A 26,211-nucleotide genomic window follows, 5' to 3' on the forward strand; every position below is an offset into this window, starting at 1 on the left:
TTGAGCGCGGTAGCGGCGGTGACCGGGGCGGCGTCGGCCAGCGCCGGCCCGGCCGGTTCGACGTGCAGGGCGAAGTCGAGGTCGTCGCTGAGCCGCTCCACCCAGCCGTACAGCACGATGGCGCCGGTGCGTTCGGCCAGCCGGTTGACCAGGGTCATGGTCAGGGCCTGCACGCCGAAGAACGGGGCGAACACGCCATCGCCCATCTTCGGTTGCTGGTCGGGGAGGATGCCAACGGCGCCGCCGTCCTTGAGCACCTTGAACAGCTGGCGCACGGCCGGCCCTTCGGCGCGGACCTGGCGCACGTTCTCCTTGCCGCGGGCGCGCTGCAGGAAACCGTCGACGACCGGGGAGTCCGGCGGGCGGTAGACGATGGCGATCTGCCCGCGCTCGGCCAGCCACTGGTTGAGCAGCTCCCAGTTGCCGAAGTGCGGCGCGGCCACGATGACGCCGCGCCCGGAGGCCAGCGCCGCGTCGTAGAGATCCTGGCCGTGGCGTTCGCGCAGGCGGGCGAGGTTTTCGGCCGGCGGGCGGGTCCAGGTGCGCAGCATTTCGAAGGTCTGCCGGGCGGTGGAGCGCAGCACGCGTGGGTGCAGTGCTGCACGCTCGGCCGCGCTGAGCTCGGGGTAGGCGAGTTCGAGGTTGCGTCGCACGACCCGGCTTTCGCGGGCGTCCAGGCGCAGCCACAGCCAGGCGATGGCGTCAGCCAGCGCTTTCAGGCACGGCCAGGGCAGGCGCCCCAGCAGCGCGGCGGTCCGGTACAGCCATCCGGCTCGGAGATCGGCATTCATCCGGGGAATTCTAAACGGGCGGGGCGGGGTGGTCCTGCAGGCGCCGCCGCGCGCGGGTGACAATGCGCCCTCGCGTAAACCATGCTGCCTCCCCCTTCCCCTTGAAGAACGCCATGCTCGCCCTGATCCAGCGTGTCACCCAGGCCCAGGTCGAGGTGGAAGGCGAGGTGGTCGGACGGATTGGCCCGGGGCTGCTGGCCCTGGTCGGCATGGAGCCGGGCGACACGGACGCGATGATCCGCCGCATGGCCGAGCGCCTGCTCGGCTACCGGGTGTTCGCCGACGACGCCGGCCGCATGAACCGCTCCCTTACCGACACCGCCGGCGGCCTGCTGCTGGTCAGCCAGTTCACCCTGGCCGCGGATACCGCCTCGGGCATGCGGCCCAGCTTCACCACGGCCGCCCCGCCGGCGGAGGCTGAACGCGGGTTCAACCATCTGGTGGCGATTTGTCGCGAAAAACACGTTACGAGGGTGGAAACGGGCCGCTTCGGGGCCCATATGGTGGTCAGCCTGGTCAATGACGGCCCGGTCACTTTCCTGCTCAGGCCCTGACGCCGACAGCGAAGTCGCGCGGTCTGCCCTGGCCCGGCCTCTCCCCGCCTCATCCGGCAGACGGGGGCAGTCGCTGGTATAATGCTAGGTTCTCTCTCATTCCTTCCCAGCCGGTGGCGCGAGCACTCATGGCCAACGAACGTCCTGCCCAGCAATCCGACATCAAGCAACTGATCAGCAAGGGCCTGGAACAGGGCTACCTGACGTACGCCGAGGTCAACGATCATCTCCCGGACGACCTCGTCGACCCGGAGCAGATCGAAGACATCATCGGCATGATCAACGGCATGGGCATCGACGTCCATGAAGTGGCGCCGGATGCCGAAACCCTCCTGCTCAACGACGGCAACACCGGCAACCGCGAGGTGGACGACACCGCCGCCGAGGAAGCCGCCGCCGCCCTGACCGCCCTGGATACCGAAGGTGGCCGCACCACCGACCCGGTGCGCATGTACATGCGCGAGATGGGCACGGTCGAGCTGCTGACCCGCGAGGGCGAAATCGCCATCGCCAAGCGCATCGAGGAAGGCCTGGGCCAGGTCCAGGCCGCCCTGGGCACGTTCCCGGCGTCGGTTGAGCTGCTGCTCTCCGACTACGAACTGCACAAGGAAGGCAAGAAGCGCCTGGCCGAGGTGATCGTCGGCTTCAACGACCTGATCGAGGAGGCCGACGCGGCCGCCGCCGAACTGGAAGCCAACGGCGGCGACGCCGATGCCGAGGGTTCGGAAGACGACGAGGACGAGGACGACGTGGAGGGTGCCGACGAGGACACCGGCCCGGTCGGCCCGGACCCGGTCGAAGTCGCCACGCGCATGGAGAACCTGGCCAACGAACTGGCCAAGTTCAAGAAGGCGTATGCCAAGCACGGCGCCGAGCACAAGCTGGTGACCAAGGCGCGCGAGGACATCGCCGCGATCTTCGTGACCCTGAAGCTGCCGCTGCCGCTGACCGACGTGCTGGTGCGGCAGCTGCGCGAAGTCCAGAACCACATCAAGGACCACGAGCGCCGCGTGCTGCACCTGTCGACCAACGTCGCCAAGATGCCGCGCAAGGACTTCATCCGTTCCTGGGAAGGCAACCAGACCAACCTGGAGTGGGTGGAAGACGCGCTCAAGCGCAAGCAGAAGTGGTCTTCGGCCCTGCGTGACGTCAAGGACCAGATCATCGCCGAGCAGCAGGCCACCATCGACCTGGAGAAGGCGAACCACCTGACCCTGGCCGAGATCAAGGAAATCAGCCGCGCGATGGCCTATGGCGAAGCCAAGGCGCGCAAGGCGAAGAAGGAGATGGTCGAGGCGAACCTGCGCCTGGTGATCTCCATCGCCAAGAAGTACACCAACCGCGGCCTGCAGTTCCTGGACCTGATCCAGGAGGGCAACATCGGCCTGATGAAGGCGGTGGACAAGTTCGAATACCGCCGCGGCTACAAGTTCTCGACGTATGCAACGTGGTGGATCCGCCAGGCGATCACCCGTTCGATCGCCGACCAGGCGCGCACCATCCGTATCCCGGTGCACATGATCGAGACGATCAACAAGTTGAACCGCATTTCCCGCCAGATGCTCCAGCAGTTCGGCCGCGAGGCCACGCCGGAGGAGCTGGCCAAGGAAATGGACATGCCCGAGGACAAGATCCGCAAGGTGATGAAGATCGCCAAGGAGCCGATCTCCATGGAGACCCCGATCGGCGACGACGAGGACTCGCACCTGGGCGATTTCATCGAGGACACCAACGTGGAGTCCCCGATCGACAACACCACCAACATCAACCTGTCCGAGACGGTGCGTGACGTGCTGGCCGGGTTGACGCCGAGGGAAGCGAAGGTGCTGCGCATGCGCTTCGGCATCGACATGAACACCGACCACACCCTGGAAGAAGTGGGCAAGCAGTTCGACGTGACCCGCGAGCGCATCCGCCAGATCGAGGCGAAGGCGCTGCGCAAGCTGCGCCACCCGAGCCGTTCGGAGCAGCTGCGGAGCTTCCTGGATATTGATTGATCCGGGTGGCTTGAAAGCCGGGTTGTAGAGATTGGGAGCCCCGCGAAAGCGGGGCTTCTTTTTTGCGTGCCGTGCGGCTGCCTAAGGGCCGGGCGGAACGCTAAACTTGGCAGGCTGCGGTGCAATGCCGCTGCGTGATGCGGGCCTATAGCTCAACGGTTAGAGCAGGGGACTCATAATCCCTTGGTTCCAGGTTCGAATCCTGGTGGGCCCACCAATTGAACATCCTATGCAGTCTTATAAGGTCCAAGAGCGTCTAGCAGTACGGGGATTTCAGCCTTATTCGCGTCTGCTTGTCGCTGAAGGCCGAGTTCGCCGCCGTATCCGGACTTCTTTGGCGGTAGCTTCGGCGGTAACCTCACTGCTTTCTCTCCCGGCTACCCGTCAACCTCCATCTAATGGCGCTTCTGATCAAGTTCATTAAGTGCCTGAAATCTTGCGGACGGAGCTGCGCGTTGTGGCTCCCGCTTGCGGGGACTATGGCCGCTCTGTCGGCAGGGTGTACATCACCGGGGCCCGTGAAAATGGAGGCAAGATCAGTCGCCGAACGCTTGGGGCTTAGCAATTGCAGAACATCAGTTCCGATGAGTCCGAGCGAGGCTGTGGAGATCGGAAAGAAGTGGAATCTCTATCCGGATCTAGAGAAGGATTCAGGCTGGTTAGAGATGCTCGCGATGCGGCGACCGACGGATGAATTGCGCCTGGTGTCTTGCAGTGGCGGCGATCCGTACTTCTACGCGCTGGTGCGAAATGACGCGGTAGTATCCAAGTATCGGCTGCCTGTGTTGGACTAACGATGGCTCGGAAGGGCCGGAGGCAGTCACACTCTCGCTTTACGAGCCCTCTCCTAAGCGCTCGCCTGCCCACCATCCCGCACAATCTCGCTGCCGAAACGTATGGCCCAAGTAATCGCCACGCAGCCGAGCGCCAGGAAAAGTGCCGTCATGCTGTCCGCTGACAATCTTGCGCGAAACACTTCCAGCACCTGACCGCCATACAGCCCCGCAACGGCAATAATTGATACGACCAGCGCACAGAGCAACACCTTGGTCATCACACGTTCCACCGCTGCGTCACGACGCGCAATCCGCGCGCTCACCGCCGCCGCGAAATCCGCCGGCGGCTCCGCAACAGGCGCACTCGCCAGGACTTCGCAAAGCACCCGATAACGCTCGGCCATAGCGTCAGACGTTATCGAGCCGCTTCCGCGCGCAGCAAGCATCCCCCGCTCCTGCGCCAACCATTCATCCTGCTCATCGGGAAGGTCGTTGCCATGGTTCATGACGGAACTCCGATACGTGATTCCAGTATGCCGCGAAGCAGTTTGCGGCTGCGAAACAGATGGCTCTTGATCGTGCCTTCCGGCAGCCCCGTCACCTTGGCGACTTCGCCGATGGAAAGCTCTTCCAGGTGATAGAGCGTCAACAACGTTCGCTGCAAAGGCGGCAGCCGATCCATTGCATCATGCAGGTGACGGGCGATCTCCTCGTCCGCCGTCGCGGCTTCCAGGTCGTGCCCGTCACTGACCTGCTCTGCCGGCAACGGAAGCGCCCCGAACGCATCAGGCTCCACGATAGGAATGCGTTTGCGTTCCAGATGACGCTTGGCGACAGAGTACGCCACCTGTGCGATCCAAGACTTCAGCAGGCTATCGCCACGATACTGATGCAGCGTCTGGTGGACCCGCAGGAACACCTCCTGGCACAGCTCCTGGGTGTCGTCCGGCTGGCGGACCATGCGGTCGATGACATGCCAGCACAGGCGCTGGTACTGGCGAACCAGCCGTTCAAAGGCGCCGGGCACGCGATCCAGTACCGCCCTGACCAACGCCTGGTCATCCGAATGCAGCTCAGCAGGATTCAAGGGCGGGTCGGGCATTCAGAAGAAGATACGGTCGGCGCGATTTTGGTTGCAACCAACCCTTTTGCAACCGCTGGCGCCTTGCCCGTATCTCAATAATCAGAACCCTCCCGCCCGGAACCGGCCCCATGCACTACGACATCCTGATCCCCATCACGCTCTTCATCTGCATCGCCTATTCGCTCAAGGCAGTGGTCGATGCCTATGCGCGAAGGAAGATCATCGAATCCAGGGGTTCCGAGGAGCTGGTACGGGCACTGCTGGAAGGCGAGACCGTGCGCCGCCGCCATGCGTCCCTGCAGTGGGGCACCGTCATGGTCATCCTGAGCCTGGGCTTTGGCCTGGTGGAATTCCTCGACGTCCAGACCCTTACGCCGGGCGTCGTGGCGATCCTGCTGGCGGCCACTGGCCTCGGCAACCTGGCTTTCTACCTGATCGAGCGAAAGATCGAGCGCTGATATTCGCTCACTTGAAGCGCGTCTAGTCGCGCTTCCTCGAGTTCGGACCCTCTCTCATAGGCGGCCCCGATCTCGCTCCCCCAAGAAGCCCCGTGTCCAGACGACACAGAAGCAGCAGCTTCTGGCGGCTGCGCCATGCCTGAATTCAAGGATGTTCCCATGCGTCAATCCATTGATCGTCATGCCCCATCGCGCCGCTGGACGCTACGCGCACTACTGAGCCTCTTCGCATGCGCGATCGCGCCCACCGGCAGCGCGGCACCGTCGAACGAACCAGCGCAGCTATCCGCCTGCGCACCCACCCGCCTGCAAGGCGAGGACACGATCGTCCACGTGCCCTTCCAGGTAGTGGACGGCCGCATCTACGTCGATGCCCGGGTCAATGGAATGGGACCGTTCCGTTTCGCAGTGGATACCGGTGCAGGCGGCATGGCGCGGGCCGATACCCGCCTGGTCGATACGCTGGGCCTGCAGGTGGTGGGGCAGGCGAGCGTCTCCGATGGCGTGCAGCACGCCGACGTGGAAACCACGCGCTTGGCTTCCGTGCAGTTGGGCGGACTGGTGCGAAGCGACGTCGAAGCGATCACACGCGATTACGCCAGCCGTGCCCCGGAGGAGGCCAAGTTCCACGGGCTGCTGGTCCGCGAGTTCTTCTCGGATGGCGTGCTGGTCATCGACTATCCGAACCGCATGCTGTCATTCAGCCGAACGATGACGCTCTCGCCCAAGGATCCGGATTCCCTGCGCTACGAGCGTGCCTTCAGGGTGCCGATCTCCATCGGCGCAGTCCACGCGCTGGGCAACCTGGATACCGGCGCCAATGTCAGCATCGTCCTTCCGCAAGCGCTCTACGCTGCTGTCGAATCGGGGCCTGCGGAATCAGGGGGACGTGCCCAGCTCACCAACGGTCATATCGACCTACAGCGTGCGACCATCAAGGGCCCGGTCCAGATCGGAACGCTCTCGCTCTCGAACCTGGAGGCCAAGGTCTCGGAAAAGTATCCCGAGATCCTGGTCGGTGCCCACGCGTTGCAGGACGCAGTCATCCTGATCGACCAACGATCCAAAGTGGTCGCGGTGTGCGGCCGGGGCCAATGAGCCCGCTGCTTCCGTCCAACAAACGGGCATCCGCCAACTCGGCACAGTGACTTCAGGCAGGTGTCGCTCCCGCGTTGCCGTGATGCCATGTACCCATGCACCGGCCGGGCACCCAGGGCCGGATTCCATGCCGAAAGGAGTCAACGTCATGCGCCTGTCCCGCTCCATCCTCTGGCTGGCCCTGGTGGCCACCACCCCGGCCCTCGCCCAGCAAAGCCTGAGCAAGATCTCCGACGACATCCAGACCCAGGCCGGCCAGCAATACGGCTCGCTGTCTTCCGTGAGCGGCGACGTCCACGTCGCCGGCAACGTCCAGGCCAGGGGCGTGCACACCGTCAGCGGCGACATCACGATCGATGCGGGGGCCACCGTCGGCGATGTCGCCAACACCAGCGGCAACATCAAGGCGGCCGACAACGCCAAACTGGGCAACGTCAAAAGCGTCAGCGGCAACATCAAGCTCGGCAGCGGCGCGCAGGTGAGCGGCGATATCGCGGCCGTCAGCGGCGACATCTTCGCCGACCGCGGCACCCACATCACCGGCGACATCGCCTCGGTGAGCGGCTCGATCGGCCTGGTGCAGACCGAGCTGGATGGCGGCATCACCTTCGCCACCAGCGACCTCACCGTCGGCGTCGGTTCGCACGTGAAGGGCCGCATCTACCTCAAGAAGCCCACCTTCAGCCACCTCGACCACCCGCCGCGCATCGTCATCGGCCCGAATGCCGTGGTCGACGGCGACCTGGACTTCGAACTGCCCGTGCAGCTCTACGTCCACAGCTCCGCCAAGACGGGCAGGATCACCGGCGCCACGCCGATCCCGTTCTCCTCGGCGACGCCGCCGAAGTAAATCGCGTAGGCCGCCTCGCAGCGCGGCTTTCGTCCTCCATCGCTTCCCTGGTCGCGGCCGCATAAGATCGACGGGCATCGCCTTCCGCGTTGCCCGTCGCCCGCACCCGCCAAGGAAGACCCATGACCGACCCGTACAACTCCACGCCCCTGCGTCCCGTCGCCACGCCGCTGACGGACGCCATGGTGACCACCGCCTTCGAACTCCCCGGCTACCGCGTCACCCGCAACATCGGGCTCGTGCGCGGCATCACCGTGCGCTCGCGCTCGATCATCGGCAACTTCTTCGGCGGGCTGCAGACGATCCTCGGCGGCAACATCACCATCTACACCGAGCTGTGCGAGCAGGCGCGCCAGGAAACCTACAAGGACATGGTGCAGCACGCGCGCGTGCTCGGCGCCAACGCCATCATCGCGGTGCGCTACGACGCCACCGAACTGATGGCCGGCCTCACCGAAGTGCTGTGCTACGGCACGGCGGTGGTGGTCGAGCCGCACAATCCCTGAGGCGTCGGCGCCTCAGGTGCCGTCGGGGTCGTACCAGAACGGAATCAGGTACTCCCGCGGCCGCTGCGGCCCGGTTTCCTCGCTCTTCGCATTCCATACCAGCCGCAGGTCGTGCCGGCCCGGCGCCCTGTCGCGCAGGTCGATGTACCCCATCATCCCGCGCATGCCCAGGTCGCGGCGCTCCGCCGGCAGGAAGCCATCGACGCGGACGGGTACCCCGTCCAGCGTCACCGTCCAGATCGACGCCATGCATTGCGTCGCCAGCTTCGCGGCGGCGGCGCCCTGGGCCGTGTTGCGGCCATCGTCCAGCCTGGGGCATGCCTCGCGCGCAAGCGGGTTGTCCAGCCGCACGCGGTTGGGGATGAACAGCCGCAGTTGGCGGGCTTCGATCCGGTCGGAAGGAATCATCGGGTAGCGCAGCACCGCATCGTCCGCGCCCCGCAGTGATTCGTAGTGCGCGCTGGCCATGCCATGGTCCACCGCCTCGCTGGTGATCACCTCGTAGCGGTTGAGCAGCGAGAAGCCGAACGACCCGACGATATGCGCGGCGCCCAGCACCAGGGCCACCATCGGCACCAGGTAATAGACCACGGTGTATCCGCGACGGCCCAGGTTGCTCTGCAGGGTGAGCTGCACCGGCGCGATCAGCCGCAGCGGCAGCAGCGGCGTGAGCACGCGCAGCATGGCCAGGGTGGCGCGTTGCAGCGCCGGTGCGCTACGGCCCTGCGCTTCGCGTCGTGCGACGAGCTTGTCCAGCACGGCGAGCGCCATCGTGAGCACGATCACCAGCCCGTTGAGGACGGCAAAGCTGACGATCGTCGCCAGCTCGCGGTTGTGGAACAGCAGGCTGATCAGCAGCGAAGGGATGACCAGCACCACGCCGAACAGGCCGGTCCACAGGATGCCGACGGCCACCATCACCGCGCTGACGAATAGCACGGACGCGGTGCGGTCCACCCGGTCGATCACCTCGCCCAGGTCCCCGACCATCATCCGGTAGAACGTGCGCGAGACCGGGCCCAGCGAGGGCAGGCGGTCCCACTGGATGCCACCCGGGAAGCCGGCCTTCAATCCCACCAGCCCCACCCAGTAGCCACGGATGGCCAGGTGGATCACGAAGGCGATGCCCAGCGCGTAGCTCAGGCCGATGGCGAGCATGCAGCCGAACTGCATCGCGTACCAAAGCACGCCATCGGCATGGATCTCGTTGCCTACCCAGCCTTCGAGCAGGCGCGTCGGCAGTGTGAGCAGCGCGAAGGCGAACAGGCCGGAGATCAACAGCTCCAGCTCGTCGCTGCGTTCGCGCAGGCGCTCGAAGGCAATGCGGCGGCCGAGAGGCGGCGCGCCCGGTGCGGCGCCAGCGCCGCCGACGTTCTCGATCTGGTTCATCCTGAAATCCCCGTCCAGTGGCCCGAGTCTAGCCGGTTTCATCGGCAGGGCAGGGCGGGTGTCGATCCTGGCCACGCCCGCTCGTCGCCATTGCAACCCATGCCGAAACCCGGAGCCCCCCATGCGCAGACTGGTCGCCTCGCTCTTCATCAGCCTGGACGGTGTCATCCAGGGCCCCGGCGGTCCCGACGAAGACCGCAGCGGCGACTTCCGCCTCGGGGGCTGGGTGGCGCCTTATCAGGATCCGCTCATCGGCGAAAACCTGCAGGACCTGTTGTCCCAGCCGTTCGAGCTGCTGCTGGGCCGCCGCACCTACGACATCTTCGCGTCCTACTGGCCGCACGTGCCGGCCGACGCGCCCAGCCACGCGCTGGCCGAGCGTTTCAACGCCGTGCCCAAGCATGTCGCCACGCACCGGCCAGCCGCGTTGCCATGGGACGGCAGCGTGGCGCTGCGCGGCTCGCTGGTCGACGCGGTGCGCGCGCTCAAGCAGGAGGCCGGGGGTTATCTGCTCACGTTCGGCAGCGGCGAGATGGTGCGCCAGCTCGTCGCGGCCGGGCTGGTGGACGAACTCCGGCTGCAGGTCTTCCCGCTCGTGCTCGGGCGCGGCCGGCGGCTGTTTGGCGATGATGCGCCGGCTGTCGCGTTCACGCTGGCGGACACGGTGTGCACTGCGAAGGGCGTGCTGCTGAATCGCTATCTCAAGGCGGGCGAGGTGGACGTGGGCACGGTGGGCTGGCGGCCCGATTGAAAGCGCGAGGGCGGCCCCCGGGCCATGGGGCACCGGAGGCCGTTGCCGCTCAACGCACGAACGCGATGCGCTCCATCCGTGTGTTCTTTGCCGCGGCCAGCACCTGCGCGGTGACCTGGTACTCCGAAGCCGGGTCGGCGCTGATCCGCAGTTCCGGCTGCGGACCCTGCGACAACCGCGCCACGTCCGCCAATCGCGAGGAAAGCTCGGCCGGCGCGACCGGCTCGCCGTCCCAGCTCAACTGGTTGGCGGCATCGATGCGCAGCTGGACGGGCTCGGGCGGGGGCAATCGATTGGCATCCGCCGGCACCCGTTGCGGCAGGTCGACGGTGATCGGCCGGGCGACGATCGGTGCGGTCACGATGAAGATGATCAACAGCACGAGCATCACGTCGACGAGCGGGGTGACGTTGATATCGGCCAACGGGGTGGAACGACCTGCGGCACTGAAAGCCATGCGTCTGCTCCGTGACGGGGCGGCGTGCCCCGGTTCGAAGCTACGCCGGGTCGCGAAGGCGTGGCAGGGGTGGCCGCCGGGTCGGTTCAGCCATGGTTGCCCTCCGTGGCCGTGGCCACGTCAGCGGTTAGCCCGTCGATCACTCAGGCCGCGCGTGGCCGTACATCCCGGGCGATCTCCGCCAGGCTCGGCAGCGTCTTCAACTCATACGCCGCCTGCAGCGCCAGCCAGCTGGCCGCGTCGCCACCGAAATACACGGCAAGCCGCTGCGCGGTATCGGCGGTGATCGCGCGCTGCTCGTTGACGATGGCATGGACGCGCGTAGCCGGCACGCGCAATGCGTTGGCCAGCGCGTTGGGGGTCATGCCAAGCGGGGACAAGTACTCCTCTCGCAGGACTTCTCCCGGGTGGATCGGACGCATGCGGTTGGTGGGGCGGCTCATGGGAACCTCAGTGGTAATCGACGATCTCGACGTCGGTGGGGCCTGCATCGGTTCATCGGAAGCAGAGGCGGAACTGGTCGTTGATGCGGATGCTGTACTGGCCGCTGCGACTTCCGCGCAGGGCTTCAAGGCGATTTCCCGGCGGCGAGCGCAGGAAGTCCACGCTTGCCGCCGAATCCAGCATTTGCAGTTTTCGCGTAGCCACGGTGACGAAAGCGCGGAAGACGCGCGGCGTTTCGCCCTCGAACAGGGCCTGGGTATCCCGGCACCTGAAGGACTGGATGGCCATGCTCGGCAGCGTATTACGCGGCGCGTAATACGTCAAGCGGAACGCCAATATCCTCTCTGGCAGAGGCGTCCGGCATACTGCTCCAGCGAGCCTATCTCCGCCTGCGCCACCACGGCCGCCACATAGCCATCGGGCCTTGCCAGCACCCACTCGCCTGCCACTAGCCCGTAGGCCGAGACGAAATCCCCGTCCACGTCCCGCAGCTCCGCGTCGGGCCCGATCACATGCACGTGCAGTCCCGCGCATGCCGGAGCGGTCGCGCGATCGGCGTGGTACCCGATCAAGGTCCAGTGCGTACCCTTCAAGAGGTCGAACAGGCGGCGTACCTGTCCGCCCGCCCCCCGCAGGCGTGCGTCCGGTGCGCGGTCGCCGGCCATGATGCGGCCTTCGCGGTCTTCGGTTTCCAGGCAAAGGGACGAGCCGCGATATCCCAGGTCGAGCTGCTGCACATCGCGCCCGCGGCGGTTGTCGCCACGCTTGGCGTTGTCCAGCAGGCGCGTCGAAAGCCCGAGCATCGACGCTGCGATCGGCCGGCGCTCTTCCTCGTAGGTATCCAGCAACGATGTCGGTGCGCCACCGGTCACCGCCGCCAGCTTCCAGCCGAGGTTGTACGCATCCTGCATGCTCGTGTTGAGCCCCTGTCCGCCAGTGGGCGGATGGGTATGTGCCGCATCCCCGACGAGGAACACGCGGCCTTCGCGATAGCGATCGGCAAGCCGGGCATTCATCTGGTAAGCCGAGGCCCACGATACCGAATGCACGCGGATGTCCTCGTGTCCGCTGCGCTCGCGCACCATCGATGCAAGCCCGTCAGCCGAAAGATCGATCTCTCCTTCGAGCGGCACCGGCGCCTGCACCTGGAACAAATCCGTGCCCATCAGTGGGCACAGCGACAGGCGCGTGGTATTCGATGTCTCGTTGAACTGGTGCCATGCATCGCGGTCAAGTCCCGTCAGCACCACATCGGCGACCACCGCGCGCACGCCCAGGGTTTTGCCGGGGAAGTCGATGCCCAGCGATTGCCGCACGAAGCTGCGTCCGCCATCAGCCCCGATCAGGTAGCGCGCCCGCACCTGCGCCTCGCCGCCTGGCGTGGCGATCCTCGCCGTCACGCCCTCGACATCCTGCCCGAATGCAAGCAGCTCGTGCCCGAACGACACGCCATGTCCGAGTTCGGCCAGCCGCTCGCGCATCACCGCCTCGGTGAGGAACTGCGGCACCATCAGCGGCTGGCCATACGGCTCTGCCGGCGTGGGCGCGCGTGCTTCCACCATCGCTGCATCCGTGCAGCGGCCGTCCGCATGATGGCTGCGAGATACCGGGTACAGCCCACCGACCGCGAACAGCCGGTCGACGATGCCCAGGTCCTCGAAGATCTCCTGGCTGCGCGGCTGGATGCCCTTGCCACGCGAGCCATGGAACGGCTGTGCCAGCTTCTCCACCAGCTGGAACGCCACCCCGCGGCGGGCCAGTTCGATCGCCAGCGTCAGGCCGGCCGCGCCGGCGCCGCAGATCAGCACATCAGTTTCGATTTTCATCGCGCTACTCCAGTTGTGTGTAATATGCACCCAATTGGAACGCACCCTACGCCGATGAAAAAGAGTGTGCAAGATACACATATCTCTGCCCAGATGAGATCGCTCCACGGCGCGCTCATCGCCATTGGCAGCGTGATGAACCGACCGCGCAACGACGAACGGCTGATCGAAGCAGCCGGCATCCGCATCGACCAGGCGCTGTTCCGGCTGCTGGTGGTGATCGAACGGCTTGGCCCGATCGGCGTGGTGGAGCTGGCCGATCGCCTCGGCCGCGACTACACGACCATCAGCCGCCAGGTCGCCAAGCTGGAAGCCATGGAGTTGGTGACGCGCCGGGGCAACACGGAAGACCGCCGCGTGCGCGAGGCGTTGATCGCACCCAAGGGCAAGGCCATGACCGACCGCCTGGACACCGCGCGCGAGGCCATGGCGCGCGAGTTGTTCGCATCCTGGTCTCCGCAGGATCGCGACGACCTGGTGCGGTTGATGTGCCGCTTCGCCGAGGCGCTGGAACAACGCGAGGCCGCGGCGCCCTGAGCGCGTCCTGCTGCACTCACGCCGCAACCGCTGTACGATCGCCACGCCCTCTGCCCGCCGCCCGGCGGGCACCCCCTGGGGCACCGCACCGGCACACCACCACCGCCACGCGCCACCACCCAGGGGAACCCATGAGCGATGTCCCGTTCGTTCTCGTCCACGGCTTGATCGGCACGCTGCAGCACGACGAAGTGCTGCGCCATTTCCCGGCCGATACGCTCGCGCCGCCGCTGCTCGGTTATGGGCCACATGCCGGTGTCGATATCCACGACGTACACCTGGAGCGGCAGGCCGAACACCTGCATGCGTGCATCACCGCCGCGTTCGGCCATCGCCCGGTGGTGCTGGTGGGTCACTCGGTGGGCGGCGTGGTCGCAGCCTTGTACGCATTGCGGCATCCCGCGCGCGTGGCCCACCTGGTCAGCGTGGAAGGCAACTTCACCCTGCGCGACGCGTTCTGGTCCTCGCGCGTGGCGCAGATGACCCCGCAGGCCGCCGACGACATGCTGCTCGACATCCGCCAGGACCCGGTCGGCTGGCTGGCCGGCAGCGGCGTGGCCGGCGCCGAACGCATGGCCGACCTGGCGATGCGCCTGCTCGACGACCAGCCCGCCTCGACGATCCGCGCGATGGCGCGCAGCGTGGTGGAGATCACCGGCCAGCCGGCCTACCTGCAGCGCCTGCACGACCTCATGCACGACGTGCCGGTGCACCTGCTGGCGGGCGAGCGCACGCGCGAAGGCTGGGACGTGCCGGACTGGGCGATCGCCATGGCCGCCAGCTTCGTCGAACTGCCTGACATGGGCCACATGATGATGCTGGAAGATGCCCCGGCCTTCGCCGCCGCCGTGCGCGCCTGTTGCCGCAGCCTGGGAGCGCCGTTGCCCGCTTGAGCCGGGCGGGCGGCGCCCCGCTATGCCGCCGTCATGCCCGCGACATCCGCGCCCGCCAGCTTGGCGGCATACAACGCCGCGCCGTAGTGCGGCTCGAACCGCGGAGCGCGCAGCGCGAACCCCGGATGGGCCGCCTTGAGCGCCTGTTCAAAGGGAGCCAGCAGCAGCGCGCCGGAAGCGAAGGCGCCCCCGGAGTACGACAGCGGCACCGTTTCGTCCGCCTCGAAGCCGAGGCGCTGGCGGATCGCGTCGGCGATCTGGGCCAGTTCGCGTCCGGCACGCACGAAGATCTCCCGCGCCGCCACGTCGCCCGCCTGCGCCGCCTGTGCCACCACCACCGACAGCTGCGCCACTTCGCCGCGGGTGCGCGCCTGCTCGCCGTAGATGCGCGCGCAGACATCCAGGTCGATGTCCACTTCCAGCGCGTCGTTGATCAGCGCATGCAGCGGGCCGACCGGCAGCCGTCCGTCGCTCATCCGCGAGTAGGCATTCAGGCCCTGCACCGCGATCCAGTACGCCGAGCCTTCGTCGGAGAAGGTCTCGCCCCAGCCGCCGGAGCGCGCGCCAATACCGCGCCGCTGCCCGTAGCCGATCGAGCCGGTGCCCGCGACGATGTTGATCCCATCCATGCAGCCCAGCGAGCCCGCCCAGCCGCACACCATGTCGTTGTCGCAGGCATGGCGATCGTGGCCCAGGATCGCCGTCGGCATCGCCTCGACCACCGGCGTCACCGCGCTGTCCTCGCCATGCGCGGGAATGCCGAAGAACGCGAAGTCGATCGCGGAGGCGTCGGCCCCGGCTTGCGCCAATACCGACGCCACGCCCTGGGCCAACGTCGCGCGCACACCCGCCAAGCCCACCTCCGGGTGGTACGTCGTGCCCAGCTGCGCGTTCGCCCGGACCCTTCCCGTGCCATCGATCAGCGCGAACCGGGTCTTGGTGCCGCCGCCGTCGACGCCCAGGTAGAAGCGCTCGCCGCTCATGAAGCCAGCGCGTGGATGCGCACGCCCTGCACGACGCGGTTCACCGTGCCGGCCTTGTTGGGGTTGTCCGGCGTGATGCCGGTGGCCAGCGATGCCTGGAAGGCGAAGATCTGCGCGATCGCCGCATACGGGAACAGCAGGTCCACGTCCGGCGCCTGGGCCAGCCCCTCGACGACGAGGGCGTCATGGCCATCGCGCGGCTGCGCGGTGATCTCCACGACCCGCGCGGCCACGCCGTCGCGGCGCAGTTCGTCGAGCAGGTCGAGGTCGTACTGGCGGGTCAGGGGGTCGTTGGATACGAACACGAGCACGAGCGTCTTCGGCGTCACGAAAGTCTTGGGCCCGTGGCGGAACCCGAGCGGGCTGTCGAAACATGTCGCCACCGCGCCGTTGGTCAGTTCGCCCAGCTTGAGCGTGGCCTCCCGCGCCAGGCCCTGCAGCAGGCCGCTGCCCAGATAGACCACGCGGTCGCAGCCCAGCCCGGCGAGCGCCTGCAGCGGCGACAGCTGCCGCGCGATGGCCGTCTCCGTCGCCGCCGCGAGCGGACCGATGCGGGCGTCCAGCATGCCCGCCGGGCTCAGTGCCTGCAGCGTGGCGTACATCATGCAGGTGAAACTGGAGGTCATGGCGAAACTCTCGTCATGGGTCTCCTCGGGCAGCAGCACGGTCAGGGCTTGGCGCGCGCCGGTACGGTTGAGCGCCCCATCCGCGTTGCAGGTCACGACCAGGTGGCGAACCTCGCGCACGCGCGCCTCGGCCAGCTGCACGGCGGCCAGGCTTTCCGGGCTGTTGCCGGAGCGTCCGAACGACACCAGCAGCAACGGCTGCTCGGGATCGAGGTACAGGTGCGGGCTGCTGACCAGGTCGGTGGTGGCCACCGCGTCCACGCGCGCCGCCAGCTGGCGGTCGAGCAGCGCGGCCAGGCACTGGCCGATATACGCCGAAGTGCCGGCGCCGGTCAGGATCACCCGCGCGCGCGGGTCGCGGGCGATGGGTTCGACGAAGGCCGTGATCCGCGCGTGCAGCCCGGCCACCAGGGCATGCGTGCGCTGGAGCATGCGGGGCTGTTGCGCGATCTCGCGCGCGGTGGCCAGCGCGCCGCGGGCCGCGAGCGCGTCTTCGGAAAGGCCCAGGAATTCAGTGCTGTTCATCGGTATCGCTTGGGTGGGTCGCATGGTGGTAGTCGTCGAGGACCGCATCGATATGGGCCATCGCCAGCGATGCCGGGTCGGCATCGCAACGGCCATTGCGCAGGGCATGCAGTGCGTGGGGAAGGTATTGGCCGATCAACGGCAGCGGCGGCGGATCCGCGCGCAGGTTGTCGAACAGGCGTTGGCGTGCCTGCTCGATGGCCGGATCCGGCCAGTAATAGCGGATGCGGTCGCTGAGGCTGTATTGCAGGTCGATGTGCAGGCCGCGCGCATCGCCGTGGTAGTACTTGCGCCAGTGCTGGGGCTGCGCCTGCATGCGTTCGAGCACCACTTCGCGCAGGCGCGCGCGCCGTTCCGGCGCGATCCATTCCGCTTCGATCGCATCCAGCGCCCACAGCGCCTCGCGCAGCGCGAAGGTGAGGCCGGGGCCGACCTTGAGGATGGCGAAGTGATCGCGCACCAGCGCGGCCAGGGCGTCGCGGGTCTGGTAGTCGGTGGAGTGCGCCTCGAACACCAGCCGCGGCACGGTCGTGATGGCGGTGCTGAGCGCTTGCGCCTTGGCTGCGTCGTAGTCGACCACGTGGTGGTGGTCGAACTCCACGCCCGGCTGCACCACCGAGGCGATGACGCGCTGCCATGCCTGGCCAAGCCCCGCGGCCTCGAACGCGATGCGATGCGCCTGGATGGTCGCGAGCGCGGCCTCCGGCGTGGTGACGGCCAGGCCTTCGATGGTTTCGTGCGCGCCACCCGGCACCGGCACTTCGGTGCCGATCACGTACACCGGCGCCTCGCCCCCGGCCTGCGCCCATGCGCGCTCGGCGGCGCTGCACAGGCGCACCGCGCGGCGCACGATTTCCGCCTCGGGCAGCGGCTCGGGATCGCCCGCGCAGGCCATCGAGCAATCCAGGTGGATCTTGCGGAAGCCCGCAGCCACGTAGGCGGCCACCATCACTTCGGCCTTGTCCATCGCCGCCTCGGCGGCAAGCGCGGTCCACGGATTGGGGCCGAGGTGATCGCCGCCCAGCGCGATGCGCGAGGGCGCCACCCCCACGCGCGCGGCGATGCCGTGCACGAAGGCGACGAAATCCGCCGGCGTCATGCCGGTATAGCCGCCATCCTGGTTGACCTGGTTGCAGGTGGCTTCGAACAGCACCGGCTGCACGTCGTGGGCGAGGGCATGGCGCAGGCTGGCCTCGATGACCAGCGGGTGTGCCGAGCAGATCGACGTCACGCCACGGGCCTGGCCCTGGCGGTGACGCGCGACGAGATCCAGAAGAGCTTGCATGGGATGTCCGTCAGGCAGTGGGGGAAGGGGCGGGCCGTTCCGGCTCCAGCACCAGCAGCAGCGAGGCGACCAGCGCCAGCAGCAGGCCGACGATCTTCAGCGGGCCGGGCACGACGCCGGCAAACAACAGCGACAGCGCGGCGGTCACCAGCGGCGCGCCCGCATTGGTCAGCGGCGCGACCACGATCGCCTTGCCGTAGCGGAAGGCATAGACCAGCGCCAACGCGCCGATCGCGTTGAGGATCTGGATCGCCGCGGTCATCCACGGCCCGTCGAGGCCCGTGTTGACCGGCTGGGACCAGTCGGTCATCGCCCACGCCACCGGCATCAGTACCAGCGCGCCGACCGTCATGTAGAAGAAGATGCTGTCGGCGTTGACCGAGTCGTTGGCCAGTTTCATGAAGTAGGCCTGCAGGCCCCAGGCCAGCATGATCAGCAGCGACAGCGCGAACCAGCCCATTCCCTGCGCGCCACTGCCGAACGACAGGTCCAGCAGCGGCAAGGACACCAGCGCCAGCACGATGCCAAGCGCGCCGAGCCTGCCGGTGCGCTCGCGCAGCAACAGGAACGACAGCACGATGGTGATCACCGGCGACAGCGAGATGATCGGGAAGACGTAATAAGCCGGCCCGAGCGTCAGCGTGCGGAACAGCAGCATCTGCCCGCCGGCGCCGAGCAGGCCGATCAACAGCCCGTAGATCACCGCGCGCGGCGTGCGGTCCAGCTGCCAGCCGCCACGCCACAGGACGAACAGCGCCGGCGGAATCATCGTCAACGCCCACACGCAATACACCAGGGTGTCGGGGAAACCATGCGCGGCCGACAACCCCGACAGCGTGCCCCACACCCCCCACAGCGCCACCACGGCCAGCGCGTAGAACAGCCACAGCCGGCGCCCGTCCCTTTGCATGGTGCTCATGCCGGCACCGCCTGCAGCATCAGGAAGCGCTTGAACTTCGCGGGCAGCACGTTGTTGCCTGCATCCACATGGCCCAGCTCGGTGCCGTTGAACAGGTCGCGCACCACGTAGCGGCCGCTGCCCAGTCCGCGCAGCTGCACGGGGCCGTCCCAGTCGGTGGCATAGAAGGTGTAGTACATCGCCTTGTCCTTCGCGATGGCGTGCGCCTCCGGCTTGTCGAAGCCGATGTCATAGAGTTCGCCGCGGTATTCGCCCTTGGGCAGCATGTGGGCCTGGTAGATCTCCAGCCACTGCCGCCACAGCTTCTCCTTCTCCGCCGTCAGCACGAAGCCACCCGGGGGCAGCGGCTCGGTCGGGTGGTCGGTGTCGCGCGGCCAGGTGAACTTGGTCGAGATCACCGCGCCGACGCCGACACTGGAAGCGAAGTCGTCGCCGCCGTCGCTCAGTTCGACGTGGTCGCCGGCATAGCTGCTGGTGTGCCCGAACAGCGCCTTCACCGACTTGCCCTTGTGGCGCACCTGCCAGGAGGAGGTCGGGTCGGACGCCGGATACTGGTCCGTGGCCGGCAGGTTGTGGAAAGCGAAGGCGGTGCCGCACGGGCACAGCTCCACCACGGCCTGCGGGTTTTCCTCGCGCGCGGCGCGGTGGATCGCGTTCCAGAAGTCGGCGAGCTTCTCGAACGAGTCGGTCGGCTTGTCGTGCTTGTGCAGCGGGTTGTAGCAGGGCGCCACCGCATTGAGATGCTGGCCGTCCAGCTTGAGGCCCTCGAAGCCCCAGTCACCGATCGCCTTGCGGGTGAGCGCGACATAGAAATCGATGGTCGGCGTATAGGCCGGGCACTGGGTGAACGCGTTCCACCAGCTGACCTTCTGCACCGAACCTTCCTTGTCCAGCAGCAGCATGTCCGGATGGTCATGCAGCACGTCGCTGCCCGGGTCGCAGGCCAGCGGCGCGATCCACAACCTGGGGCGCAGGCCCTGCGCCTTCACCGCCTGCACGAAGGCGCGCATGTCGGCATCGCCACGCGGGAACTTGCGCGGGTCCAGCTTCCAGTCGCCTTCGTTGGTCTGCCAGCCGTCGTCGAGCACCGCCCACTCGAAGCCCATCTCGCGCACCTTCGGCAGCGTGGCGATGACCTGTTCGGTGGTGAATTCGCGGTCATAGCCCCACGCGCACCACACCGGCGCGAAGGCCGACTCCGGCGCGCGTGGACCGCTGATGCCCTGGTCCTGCATGAAGCGGCGGTAGTGGGTGAGGGCGGGGTAGAAATCCCCGCGATGCACGCACACGAACGTGCGGTCGGTCAGCAGCGTGGCGCCGGGCGCCAGGGTCAGCGGCTGCACCGACTCGATGCCGATCGCCGCGCCTTCGTCGGTCGCACGCACCGGCATGTCGAGCAGGCGCGGCACGGTTTCGACATGGCCGACGGCCAGGCCGACGTCGCGGCGCCACACGTTGGCGACCGGTGTGCCGCCGCCGTAGTCGGACGCCTCCATGGCCAGGGTGTTGCGCTGCTCGAACGCCGCATCCAGCGGACGCACCCAGTCGCGGCGATCCTCGTGGGTCGCGCCGGAGAAGCTCCAGAAGCCGCCCTCATGCGGCTGGACGACATGCGCGCCATTGCGCCAGCCGGTGACTTCCACCGGCGCGTGGCCGCCGTTGCGATAGGCAACCTGCAACAGCACCAGGCCCGGGTAACGCTCGTACACGGTGGCGCTGACCTGCTTCTCGATGCCATTGGCGGCCAGGCCGCGCACCACGGTGCGCTTGCCGGCGCCATGGCGGTCGCCGCGCAGTCGTTCGCTGCGCTGGTCACGATGGACGAAGGTGTCGAGCGGGCCGTCGGCGAGCAGCAGGGTCTCGCTGCTGTCGAAGCCGGTGATCGGCTGGCCGAACGCGCTGACCTGGGTGCGCATGGCTTCGTCGAACACCAGGCCGAGCTGCGAATCGCCGACCCGGGCGGGCGTGCTGGCCGGCGCGGTCGCGGCGCTGGCGCGGGCCAGCGCCGGCCACGGCAGGCTCGCGCCGGCCATGGCGCCACTGACGAGCTTGAGAACGGTACGGCGTCCGATCGGGGGCATGCTGACCTTTCCTGGTGCGACGGTGGATCGATTCTGGTGCACGCGGCCCACTGGATGCAACACTTTTGTTGCGATATGTTGTAGATAAGTTTCGTTACATTACCAAGTGCAGGAGATGACGATGCGGCAACCGACCGATTTCCGCCCCGCCGTGCTCGCGGCGGGCCTTTGCGCGGCGCTGGCATGCACGGCGTTGGCGGCCGCGCCCCCGGCCCCGGCGACCGCCGCGACGCAGCCGAAGGCAGGCGGGGCGACGTACGCGATGGCGGACTTCGCCCGCGTGCGCAAGTACGACGCCCACGTGCACTACAACGTGGCCGATCCCGCGTTCCTGGAGATCGCGCGCGAGGACGGCTTCGAGTTGATGACCATCAACGTCGACTACCCGGATTTCCCGCCGCTGGCGAAACAGCGCGAAGTCGCGTTGATGGAGCATGCCGCCGACCCGGCCCGCATCCACTGGGCGGCCACGTTCTCGATGCACGGCTTCGGCCAGCCCGGCTGGGAGAAGCAGGTCGAGTCCGGCCTGCGCGATGACGTCGGCCGTGGCGCCACCGCGGTGAAGATCTGGAAGAACGTCGGCATGGTCGAGAAGGACGCCCAGGGACATCTGGTCATGCTCGACAACCCGGCGCTGTCGCCGGTCGCCGAGTACGTGCGCGGGCTGGACGTGGCGCTGATCGGCCACCAGGGCGAGCCGCACAACTGCTGGCTGCCGCTGTCGCAGATGACGACCGAGAACGATCGCGAGTATTTCGGCCATCATCCGCAGTACCACATGTACCTGCATCCCGATCAGCCGAGCTACGACGATCAGATGGCCGCGCGCGACCGCTTCGTGGCCGCGCATCCAAAGCTGCGTTTCGTCGGCGCGCACATGGCCAGCCTGGAATACGACGTGGACCGCCTGGCCGCTTTCCTTGACCGCTTCCCCAATGCCTCGGTGGACCTGGCTGCGCGCATGGGCCAGGTGCAGTACCAGTCGGTGCGCGATTACGCGAAGGTGCGCGACTTCTTCATCCGCTACCAGGACCGGCTGATGTACGGCACCGACCTGACCTACGAGCCGGGCGGCGATGCGGCTGAATTCAAGCGCAGCGCGGACGCGGTCTGGCGCTCGGACTGGCAGTACCTGGCGACCGGCGAGACCCAGCACGTGGATACGGTAAAGGCCGACGTGCCGGGCCTGGCCCTGCCGCGCGCGGTGATCGACAAGATCTACTACGCCAACGCCGTGCGCGAATTCACCGCGCCCAGGCGCTGAGCGGGGGCGTCAGGCCAGCCGCAGCTCGAAGCCGAGCTGTTCGCTGGCCTGGCGGATCTCGGCGGGGGCGTCGCTGTCGGTGATCAGCACGTCCAGCTCGCCCAGTGGAATGATCCGGTGCAGGCAGATCTTGCCGAACTTGGAGCTGTCGGTAATGGCGATGACCACGCGCGCGGCCTCCACCATCTTGCGGTTGAGCATGGCTTCCGGCTCGTAGTGCGTGGTGATGCCGCGCTCCAGGTCGAAGCCGTCCACGCCCAGGAACAGGCGGTCCACGTGCAAATCGTCCAGCGCTTCCACGGTGAGGCCGCCATAGAAGGCCATGTTCTTGCGGCGCAGTTCGCCGCCCAGCATCACGATGCGGATGTTGTGCTTGGGGCTGAGCACGGTCAGCACGCCGAAATCGTTGGTCACCACGGTGACCTCGATGTTCGGCAGCGCTTCGGCGAGCTGCATGGCGGTGGTGCCCGAATCGATGGCGATGGTGTCGCCTGGCTTGACCAGGGTCGCGGCCAGCTGGCCAATGCGACGCTTTTCATCCAGGTGGACGGTGCGCTTGGCCTCGTAGGGCGGCTCGGTCACCGCGCCGCCGACGGCATGGCTGTCGATCGCCCCCCCGTAGGCCCGCGCCATCACCCCGCGCTCGGCGAGGTAGCGCAGGTCCTTGCGCACGGTCTGCATGCTCACCCCGAAACGACTGGCCAGCGCCGCCACCTGCACGCTGCCGTGCTGGCGGACCAGTTCGCTGATCTGCAGGCGTCTTGAGCTGGTGTCACGGGTGACGGACATGGGTCCCTCCTGGTCGGTCGCGAGTATGCGTCATTTCGTTAAATTTCGCTATTGCTACAAAACGAAACATCGGATAGGCTCGGTTTCGTTTCATAGCCAGCAAGCTATCACCTGTCTTGGGAGGAGGGACCGTGAAGAGTGCACCGCTACATCGAACGATGCTCTGTCGAGGCATCGCCCTGGCCCTGCTGATGCCGTTCGGCAGCTTCGCCCAGTCCACCGGCGAGACCGTGGCCCAGGCGCCTGCCGCAGACCCAGCTGCCGGCCAGGACGCGACCACCCTGGACACCGTGACCGTCACCGGTGTGCGCGCCAGTCTGGCGCGGGCGGTGGAGCTCAAGCGTGATGCCGCCACCGTGCAGGACTCGATCTCCGCACTGGAGCTGGGCAAGTTCCCGGACGACAACGTCGCCGACTCGCTCAGCCACATCACGGGCGTGGCGATCTCGCGTACCGCCGGCGGTGAAGGGCAGAAAGTCAGCGTGCGCGGCTTGGGCCCGGAATACACCCTGACCACTTTCAACGGCCGCATCCTGGCCACCGACGGCCCCGGCCGCGACTTCGCCTTCGACGTACTGCCGTCCGACGTGATCAGTGGCGCCGACGTCATCAAAGGTGCCGAGGCACAGAACACCGAAGGCGCCATTGGTGGCCTGGTGAACCTGCGCTCGGCCAGCCCGTTCGACGACAAGGGCCAGCACGCGGTGCTGCGCATCGAGGGCGACCGCAACACGCTCTCGGACTACAACGGCACCAAGTACTCCGGCGTCTACAGCAACACCTTCGCCGACGACACCGTCGGCATCCTGCTCGGTGCCGTCTACGCAGACCGCCGCGACCGCACCGACGTGGCCGGCAACGACGGCGGCTGGACCCGCAACCCCGACCCGAACGACCCGACCTGGGGCGGCAATGCCTGGGGTGGCAACATCGACCTCAACGGCAACGGCGAGCTGGATCCGGACGAATACGGCCTGATCGCCCCGGGCCAGTTCCGCGTCGGCTCGATCATCGAGGACAAGAAACGCCACGCTTATACCGGCAAGTTCGAGTGGCGTCCCAGCGACAGCTTCCGCCTGACCGTGGACGGCCTCAAGACCAAGCTCGACTCGCCGCAGGTCAGCTACCAGCAGTCGTACTACCCGCTGTTCTCGCCCGGCCGCTGGTCGAACATCCAGGTGACCAACGGCATCGTCACCAGCTTCGACATGGACAACCCGGATCCGGAGCAGCGCCTGAACCCGGAACTGCTGAACCAGACCGAGTACCGTGTCGTGGATACGGACCTGTTCGGGGCCAACGCCCGCTGGCAGGTCAGCGACAGCTTCGCCATCACCGGCGACGTCTATCGCTCGACCTCCAAGCGCTATTCCGGCGGCCTGGACACTTACGTCGTCCTGCGCATGAACCAGCCCAACACCGCGCACATCGACCTGACCCGCGCCGCGGTGCCCAACGTGGCCATCCAGTTCGACGACGGCCGCGACTGGATCGACGGCCTGAAGAACGGCGAATTCGGCGAGAGCGATTTCGACACCCACTACTTCGGCCTGTCCGGCGACAACATCAAGGACGAGATCAACGGCGGCACGCTGAGCGGCGACTTGTTCGTCGGCGACTTCCACGTTGACCACGTGAAGTTCGGCGTCAGCCTGACCGACCGCCGCAAGTCGCGCGACCTGGTCAACAACGCCTTCAACGGCGGCGAGAACTACTACTCCGGCGACAACCGCATCAACGTGTCCGACCTCGACGGCGACATCATCGACCGCACGCTGTCGCCTTCGGGCTTCATGAGCGACGTCAACGCCAGCTTCCCGCGCAACTTCCTCGGCTTCGACGTGCCGGCGTACATCAAGGCGCTGCAGGCCTACGACGGCCAGCCCAGCCCCGATGGCGGCGTGTACGACTACGCCAACGCCGCGCCGGAATGGAACCCGCTGGAAAGCTACCGCGTGCGCGAGAAGACCACCGCGGTCTTCGTGCAGGCGGACATGTCCGGCGAGCGCTGGGACGGCAACATCGGCGTGCGCTTCGGCACCACCAAGACCCGCGCGCAGGCATGGGATGCGCAGATCGAAAGCATTACCGAGCTGGGCGCGTTCAACTACAGCGTCGAGTACGGTGACCCGACCCCGATCCTGCAGGACGCCAGCTACAGCTTCTTCCTGCCGTCGGCCAATTTCGTGTGGCATTTCACCGACGACCTGCAGCTGCGCCTGGGGGCCGCCAAGACCATGGCGCGTCCCTCGGTGGAGCAGCTCGCGCCCACCAACACCACCGCCAGCGTGGCCTGGGGCGAGTTCACCCAGATCTACGGCGGCAACGTGGACCTGAAGCCCTACTCGGCCAAGCAGGGCGACATCTCGCTGGAGTGGTACTTCAGCGAGAACTCGATCTTCAACCTCGCCACCTTCTACAAGCGCATCGAGAACCAGATCACCACCAGTTGGGAGCCGCAGCAGGACATCGGCGTGCCCGGCTACCTGTTCAACGTGATGCGCCCGATCAACGGCGACTACGCCAAGGTGCACGGCATCGAGGCAGGCCTGCAGCACTTCTGGAACAACGGCCTGGGCTTCCGTGCGCAGTACACCCGCAACTGGTCCAAGAGTTTCGTCGACGGCGAGGAGCGTCCGCTGGAAGGCATCGCGCCGTCGGTCTACTCGCTGGGGCTGATGTACGAGAAGGGCGCCTGGTCGGCCGGCGTGCAGGCCGACCATACCGATGGCTTCGTCACTGCCACCAACGTGCTCGGCCAGGGCTACAACGAACAGGCCGACAAGCTGACCTGGCTCACCGCGCACCTCGCCTATACGGTGAACGACCACCTCAGCCTGACGCTGGAAGGTGACAACCTGCTGGACGACGAACAGACCTACAGCATCAACGGCAATCCGCTGCTTTCCCAGGGGTATTACCGCTACGGCCGATCCTTCAAGCTGAGCATGGCGCTGAAGTTCTGAGGCCGGCTGCCGGACCGGCCCCTGACCCGGGCCGGCGCCGGGTGCCGCCGCGGCCCTCCCAGGCGCGGCGGCATTTTTTTCAGTCGCCTGCTTCGAGTCGCGCGCGGCCGGGCGAGCAGGGGGTTCAGCCGACGTGCGCGAAGCGCGGCTGCCGCACGCCGCCGACCTCGACATCCTCCACGAACATCGCATGCGGGCGCACCCAGAGCCCGCCTTCGCCATACAGCGCCCGGTACACCACGCGCGGTTCGAGCGTCTCGCTGCACCGGGCCACGGCGATCACTTCATATTCGCCGCCCTTGTAATGGCGATAACGGCCAAGGGGCAATTCGGGGAGCGGCGTCAACGTGGACATGGCGGTT

General features: G+C 67.1%; 27 protein-coding genes and 1 tRNA gene. 13 read left to right on the plus strand and 15 right to left on the minus strand.

Annotation, left to right across the window (positions count from 1 at the left end):
* Positions 1–791 (minus strand): lauroyl acyltransferase (locus ARC20_RS06570; protein ID WP_057645980.1); only part of this gene is annotated, 791 nt, incomplete at its 3' end.
* Positions 792–904: 113 nt separating this feature from the next.
* Here ARC20_RS06570 and dtd point away from each other — a divergent pair.
* The 4 genes from dtd to ARC20_RS18750 all read left to right on the plus strand — a co-directional run bounded on the left by dtd (position 905) and on the right by ARC20_RS18750 (position 4,136).
* Entirely contained in the window at positions 905–1,345 is a 441-nt protein-coding gene (gene dtd / locus ARC20_RS06575; protein WP_057645981.1) for a D-aminoacyl-tRNA deacylase, read from the plus strand.
* Positions 1,346–1,473: 128 nt separating this feature from the next.
* Entirely contained in the window at positions 1,474–3,342 is a 1,869-nt protein-coding gene (gene rpoD / locus ARC20_RS06580; protein ID WP_057645982.1) for an RNA polymerase sigma factor RpoD, read from the plus strand.
* 141 nt (positions 3,343–3,483) lie between these two features.
* Positions 3,484–3,559 (plus strand) — tRNA-Ile (locus ARC20_RS06585).
* 367 nt (positions 3,560–3,926) lie between these two features.
* Complete coding sequence (locus tag ARC20_RS18750; protein WP_237642521.1) at positions 3,927–4,136, plus strand: hypothetical protein; 210 nt, start codon at positions 3,927–3,929, stop codon at positions 4,134–4,136.
* Positions 4,137–4,189: 53 nt separating this feature from the next.
* Here ARC20_RS18750 and ARC20_RS06590 read toward each other — a convergent pair whose 3' ends face one another.
* Both ARC20_RS06590 and ARC20_RS06595 read right to left on the minus strand, forming a co-directional pair.
* Positions 4,190–4,624 carry a hypothetical protein gene (locus tag ARC20_RS06590; RefSeq protein WP_057645983.1) on the minus strand — a complete coding sequence of 145 codons (435 nt, stop codon included), beginning with the start codon at positions 4,622–4,624 and terminating at the stop codon, positions 4,190–4,192.
* On the minus strand, positions 4,621–5,220 hold the full coding sequence (locus tag ARC20_RS06595) for an RNA polymerase sigma factor (protein ID WP_057645984.1): 600 nt from the start codon (positions 5,218–5,220) through the stop codon (positions 4,621–4,623). Before ARC20_RS06595 ends, ARC20_RS06590 begins: the two co-directional genes overlap by 4 nt.
* 110 nt (positions 5,221–5,330) lie before the next feature.
* On the opposite strand from ARC20_RS06595, the gene ARC20_RS06600 reads away from it, so the two are divergent.
* The 4 genes from ARC20_RS06600 to ARC20_RS06615 all read left to right on the plus strand — a co-directional run bounded on the left by ARC20_RS06600 (position 5,331) and on the right by ARC20_RS06615 (position 8,114).
* A complete protein-coding gene (locus ARC20_RS06600) occupies positions 5,331–5,660 on the plus strand; it encodes a hypothetical protein (RefSeq protein ID WP_057645985.1) in 330 nt (109 codons plus the stop codon).
* A 135-nt stretch (positions 5,661–5,795) separates the two neighbouring features.
* Positions 5,796–6,758 (plus strand): retroviral-like aspartic protease family protein, encoded by a 963-nt coding sequence (locus ARC20_RS06605; protein WP_202595433.1) that lies wholly within the window; start codon positions 5,796–5,798, stop codon positions 6,756–6,758.
* A gap of 148 nt (positions 6,759–6,906) precedes the next feature.
* The gene (locus ARC20_RS06610; protein WP_057645986.1) at positions 6,907–7,608 is read left to right on the plus strand and encodes a DUF4097 family beta strand repeat-containing protein; all 702 of its coding nucleotides are present in this window, start codon (positions 6,907–6,909) and stop codon (positions 7,606–7,608) included.
* A gap of 122 nt (positions 7,609–7,730) precedes the next feature.
* Positions 7,731–8,114 carry a YbjQ family protein gene (locus ARC20_RS06615; RefSeq protein ID WP_057645987.1) on the plus strand — a complete coding sequence of 128 codons (384 nt, stop codon included), beginning with the start codon at positions 7,731–7,733 and terminating at the stop codon, positions 8,112–8,114.
* A gap of 12 nt (positions 8,115–8,126) precedes the next feature.
* Here the strand turns inward: ARC20_RS06615 and ARC20_RS06620 are convergent, their stop codons facing one another.
* Positions 8,127–9,503 (minus strand): hypothetical protein, encoded by a 1,377-nt coding sequence (locus ARC20_RS06620; protein ID WP_057645988.1) that lies wholly within the window; start codon positions 9,501–9,503, stop codon positions 8,127–8,129.
* A gap of 121 nt (positions 9,504–9,624) precedes the next feature.
* On the opposite strand from ARC20_RS06620, the gene ARC20_RS06625 reads away from it, so the two are divergent.
* On the plus strand, positions 9,625–10,254 hold the full coding sequence (locus tag ARC20_RS06625; protein WP_057645989.1) for a dihydrofolate reductase family protein: 630 nt from the start codon (positions 9,625–9,627) through the stop codon (positions 10,252–10,254).
* Positions 10,255–10,303: 49 nt separating this feature from the next.
* Here ARC20_RS06625 and ARC20_RS06630 read toward each other — a convergent pair whose 3' ends face one another.
* From ARC20_RS06630 to ARC20_RS06645, 4 genes are all read right to left on the minus strand, one after another.
* The gene (locus ARC20_RS06630) at positions 10,304–10,711 is read right to left on the minus strand and encodes an ExbD/TolR family protein (RefSeq protein ID WP_057645990.1); all 408 of its coding nucleotides are present in this window, start codon (positions 10,709–10,711) and stop codon (positions 10,304–10,306) included.
* A gap of 143 nt (positions 10,712–10,854) precedes the next feature.
* Positions 10,855–11,154: a HigA family addiction module antitoxin gene (locus tag ARC20_RS06635; protein WP_057645991.1), complete on the minus strand. Its 300-nt coding sequence runs from the start codon at positions 11,152–11,154 to the stop codon at positions 10,855–10,857.
* Positions 11,155–11,206: 52 nt separating this feature from the next.
* Complete coding sequence (locus ARC20_RS06640; RefSeq protein ID WP_057646003.1) at positions 11,207–11,443, minus strand: type II toxin-antitoxin system RelE/ParE family toxin; 237 nt, start codon at positions 11,441–11,443, stop codon at positions 11,207–11,209.
* A 32-nt stretch (positions 11,444–11,475) separates the two neighbouring features.
* Positions 11,476–12,963, minus strand: coding sequence for an FAD-dependent oxidoreductase (locus tag ARC20_RS06645; RefSeq protein WP_237642522.1), 1,488 nt, complete (start codon positions 12,961–12,963; stop codon positions 11,476–11,478).
* A 111-nt stretch (positions 12,964–13,074) separates the two neighbouring features.
* Here ARC20_RS06645 and ARC20_RS06650 point away from each other — a divergent pair, with 111 nt between their 5' ends.
* Both ARC20_RS06650 and ARC20_RS06655 read left to right on the plus strand, forming a co-directional pair.
* Positions 13,075–13,518, plus strand: a complete 444-nt coding sequence (locus tag ARC20_RS06650) for a MarR family winged helix-turn-helix transcriptional regulator (protein ID WP_237642523.1) — start codon at positions 13,075–13,077, stop codon at positions 13,516–13,518.
* 131 nt (positions 13,519–13,649) lie between these two features.
* Entirely contained in the window at positions 13,650–14,411 is a 762-nt protein-coding gene (locus ARC20_RS06655; protein ID WP_057645993.1) for an alpha/beta fold hydrolase, read from the plus strand.
* A gap of 20 nt (positions 14,412–14,431) precedes the next feature.
* Here the strand turns inward: ARC20_RS06655 and ARC20_RS06660 are convergent, their stop codons facing one another.
* The 5 genes from ARC20_RS06660 to ARC20_RS06680 are packed head-to-tail and all read right to left on the minus strand — an operon-like array spanning position 14,432 to position 20,830.
* Positions 14,432–15,394, minus strand: a complete 963-nt coding sequence (locus ARC20_RS06660; protein WP_057645994.1) for an N-acetylglucosamine kinase — start codon at positions 15,392–15,394, stop codon at positions 14,432–14,434.
* On the minus strand, positions 15,391–16,545 hold the full coding sequence (locus ARC20_RS06665) for an SIS domain-containing protein (protein WP_057645995.1): 1,155 nt from the start codon (positions 16,543–16,545) through the stop codon (positions 15,391–15,393). The genes ARC20_RS06660 and ARC20_RS06665 overlap by 4 nt, the downstream gene beginning before the upstream one ends.
* A complete protein-coding gene (locus ARC20_RS06670) occupies positions 16,532–17,830 on the minus strand; it encodes a D-tagatose-bisphosphate aldolase, class II, non-catalytic subunit (RefSeq protein ID WP_057645996.1) in 1,299 nt (432 codons plus the stop codon). The genes ARC20_RS06665 and ARC20_RS06670 overlap by 14 nt, the downstream gene beginning before the upstream one ends.
* 10 nt (positions 17,831–17,840) lie before the next feature.
* Complete coding sequence (locus ARC20_RS06675; RefSeq protein WP_057645997.1) at positions 17,841–18,749, minus strand: EamA family transporter; 909 nt, start codon at positions 18,747–18,749, stop codon at positions 17,841–17,843.
* Positions 18,746–20,830 carry a glycoside hydrolase family 36 protein gene (locus ARC20_RS06680; RefSeq protein ID WP_057645998.1) on the minus strand — a complete coding sequence of 695 codons (2,085 nt, stop codon included), beginning with the start codon at positions 20,828–20,830 and terminating at the stop codon, positions 18,746–18,748. The genes ARC20_RS06675 and ARC20_RS06680 overlap by 4 nt, the downstream gene beginning before the upstream one ends.
* Positions 20,831–20,951: 121 nt before the next feature.
* Here ARC20_RS06680 and ARC20_RS06685 point away from each other — a divergent pair, with 121 nt between their 5' ends.
* Positions 20,952–22,094: an amidohydrolase family protein gene (locus tag ARC20_RS06685; protein ID WP_081418073.1), complete on the plus strand. Its 1,143-nt coding sequence runs from the start codon at positions 20,952–20,954 to the stop codon at positions 22,092–22,094.
* A gap of 9 nt (positions 22,095–22,103) precedes the next feature.
* On the opposite strand, the gene ARC20_RS06690 is transcribed toward ARC20_RS06685, so the two are convergent.
* Positions 22,104–22,883 carry a DeoR/GlpR family DNA-binding transcription regulator gene (locus ARC20_RS06690; protein WP_057645999.1) on the minus strand — a complete coding sequence of 260 codons (780 nt, stop codon included), beginning with the start codon at positions 22,881–22,883 and terminating at the stop codon, positions 22,104–22,106.
* Between the two features lie 158 nt (positions 22,884–23,041).
* On the opposite strand from ARC20_RS06690, the gene ARC20_RS06695 reads away from it, so the two are divergent.
* The gene (locus ARC20_RS06695) at positions 23,042–25,849 is read left to right on the plus strand and encodes a TonB-dependent receptor (protein ID WP_081418074.1); all 2,808 of its coding nucleotides are present in this window, start codon (positions 23,042–23,044) and stop codon (positions 25,847–25,849) included.
* Between the two features lie 124 nt (positions 25,850–25,973).
* Here the strand turns inward: ARC20_RS06695 and ARC20_RS06700 are convergent, their stop codons facing one another.
* On the minus strand, positions 25,974–26,204 hold the full coding sequence (locus ARC20_RS06700; protein WP_057646001.1) for a DUF1653 domain-containing protein: 231 nt from the start codon (positions 26,202–26,204) through the stop codon (positions 25,974–25,976).
* Positions 26,205–26,211 lie beyond the last annotated feature (7 nt).

This window comes from Stenotrophomonas panacihumi, assembly GCF_001431645.1.
Classification (GTDB): domain Bacteria; phylum Pseudomonadota; class Gammaproteobacteria; order Xanthomonadales; family Xanthomonadaceae; genus Stenotrophomonas_A; species Stenotrophomonas_A panacihumi.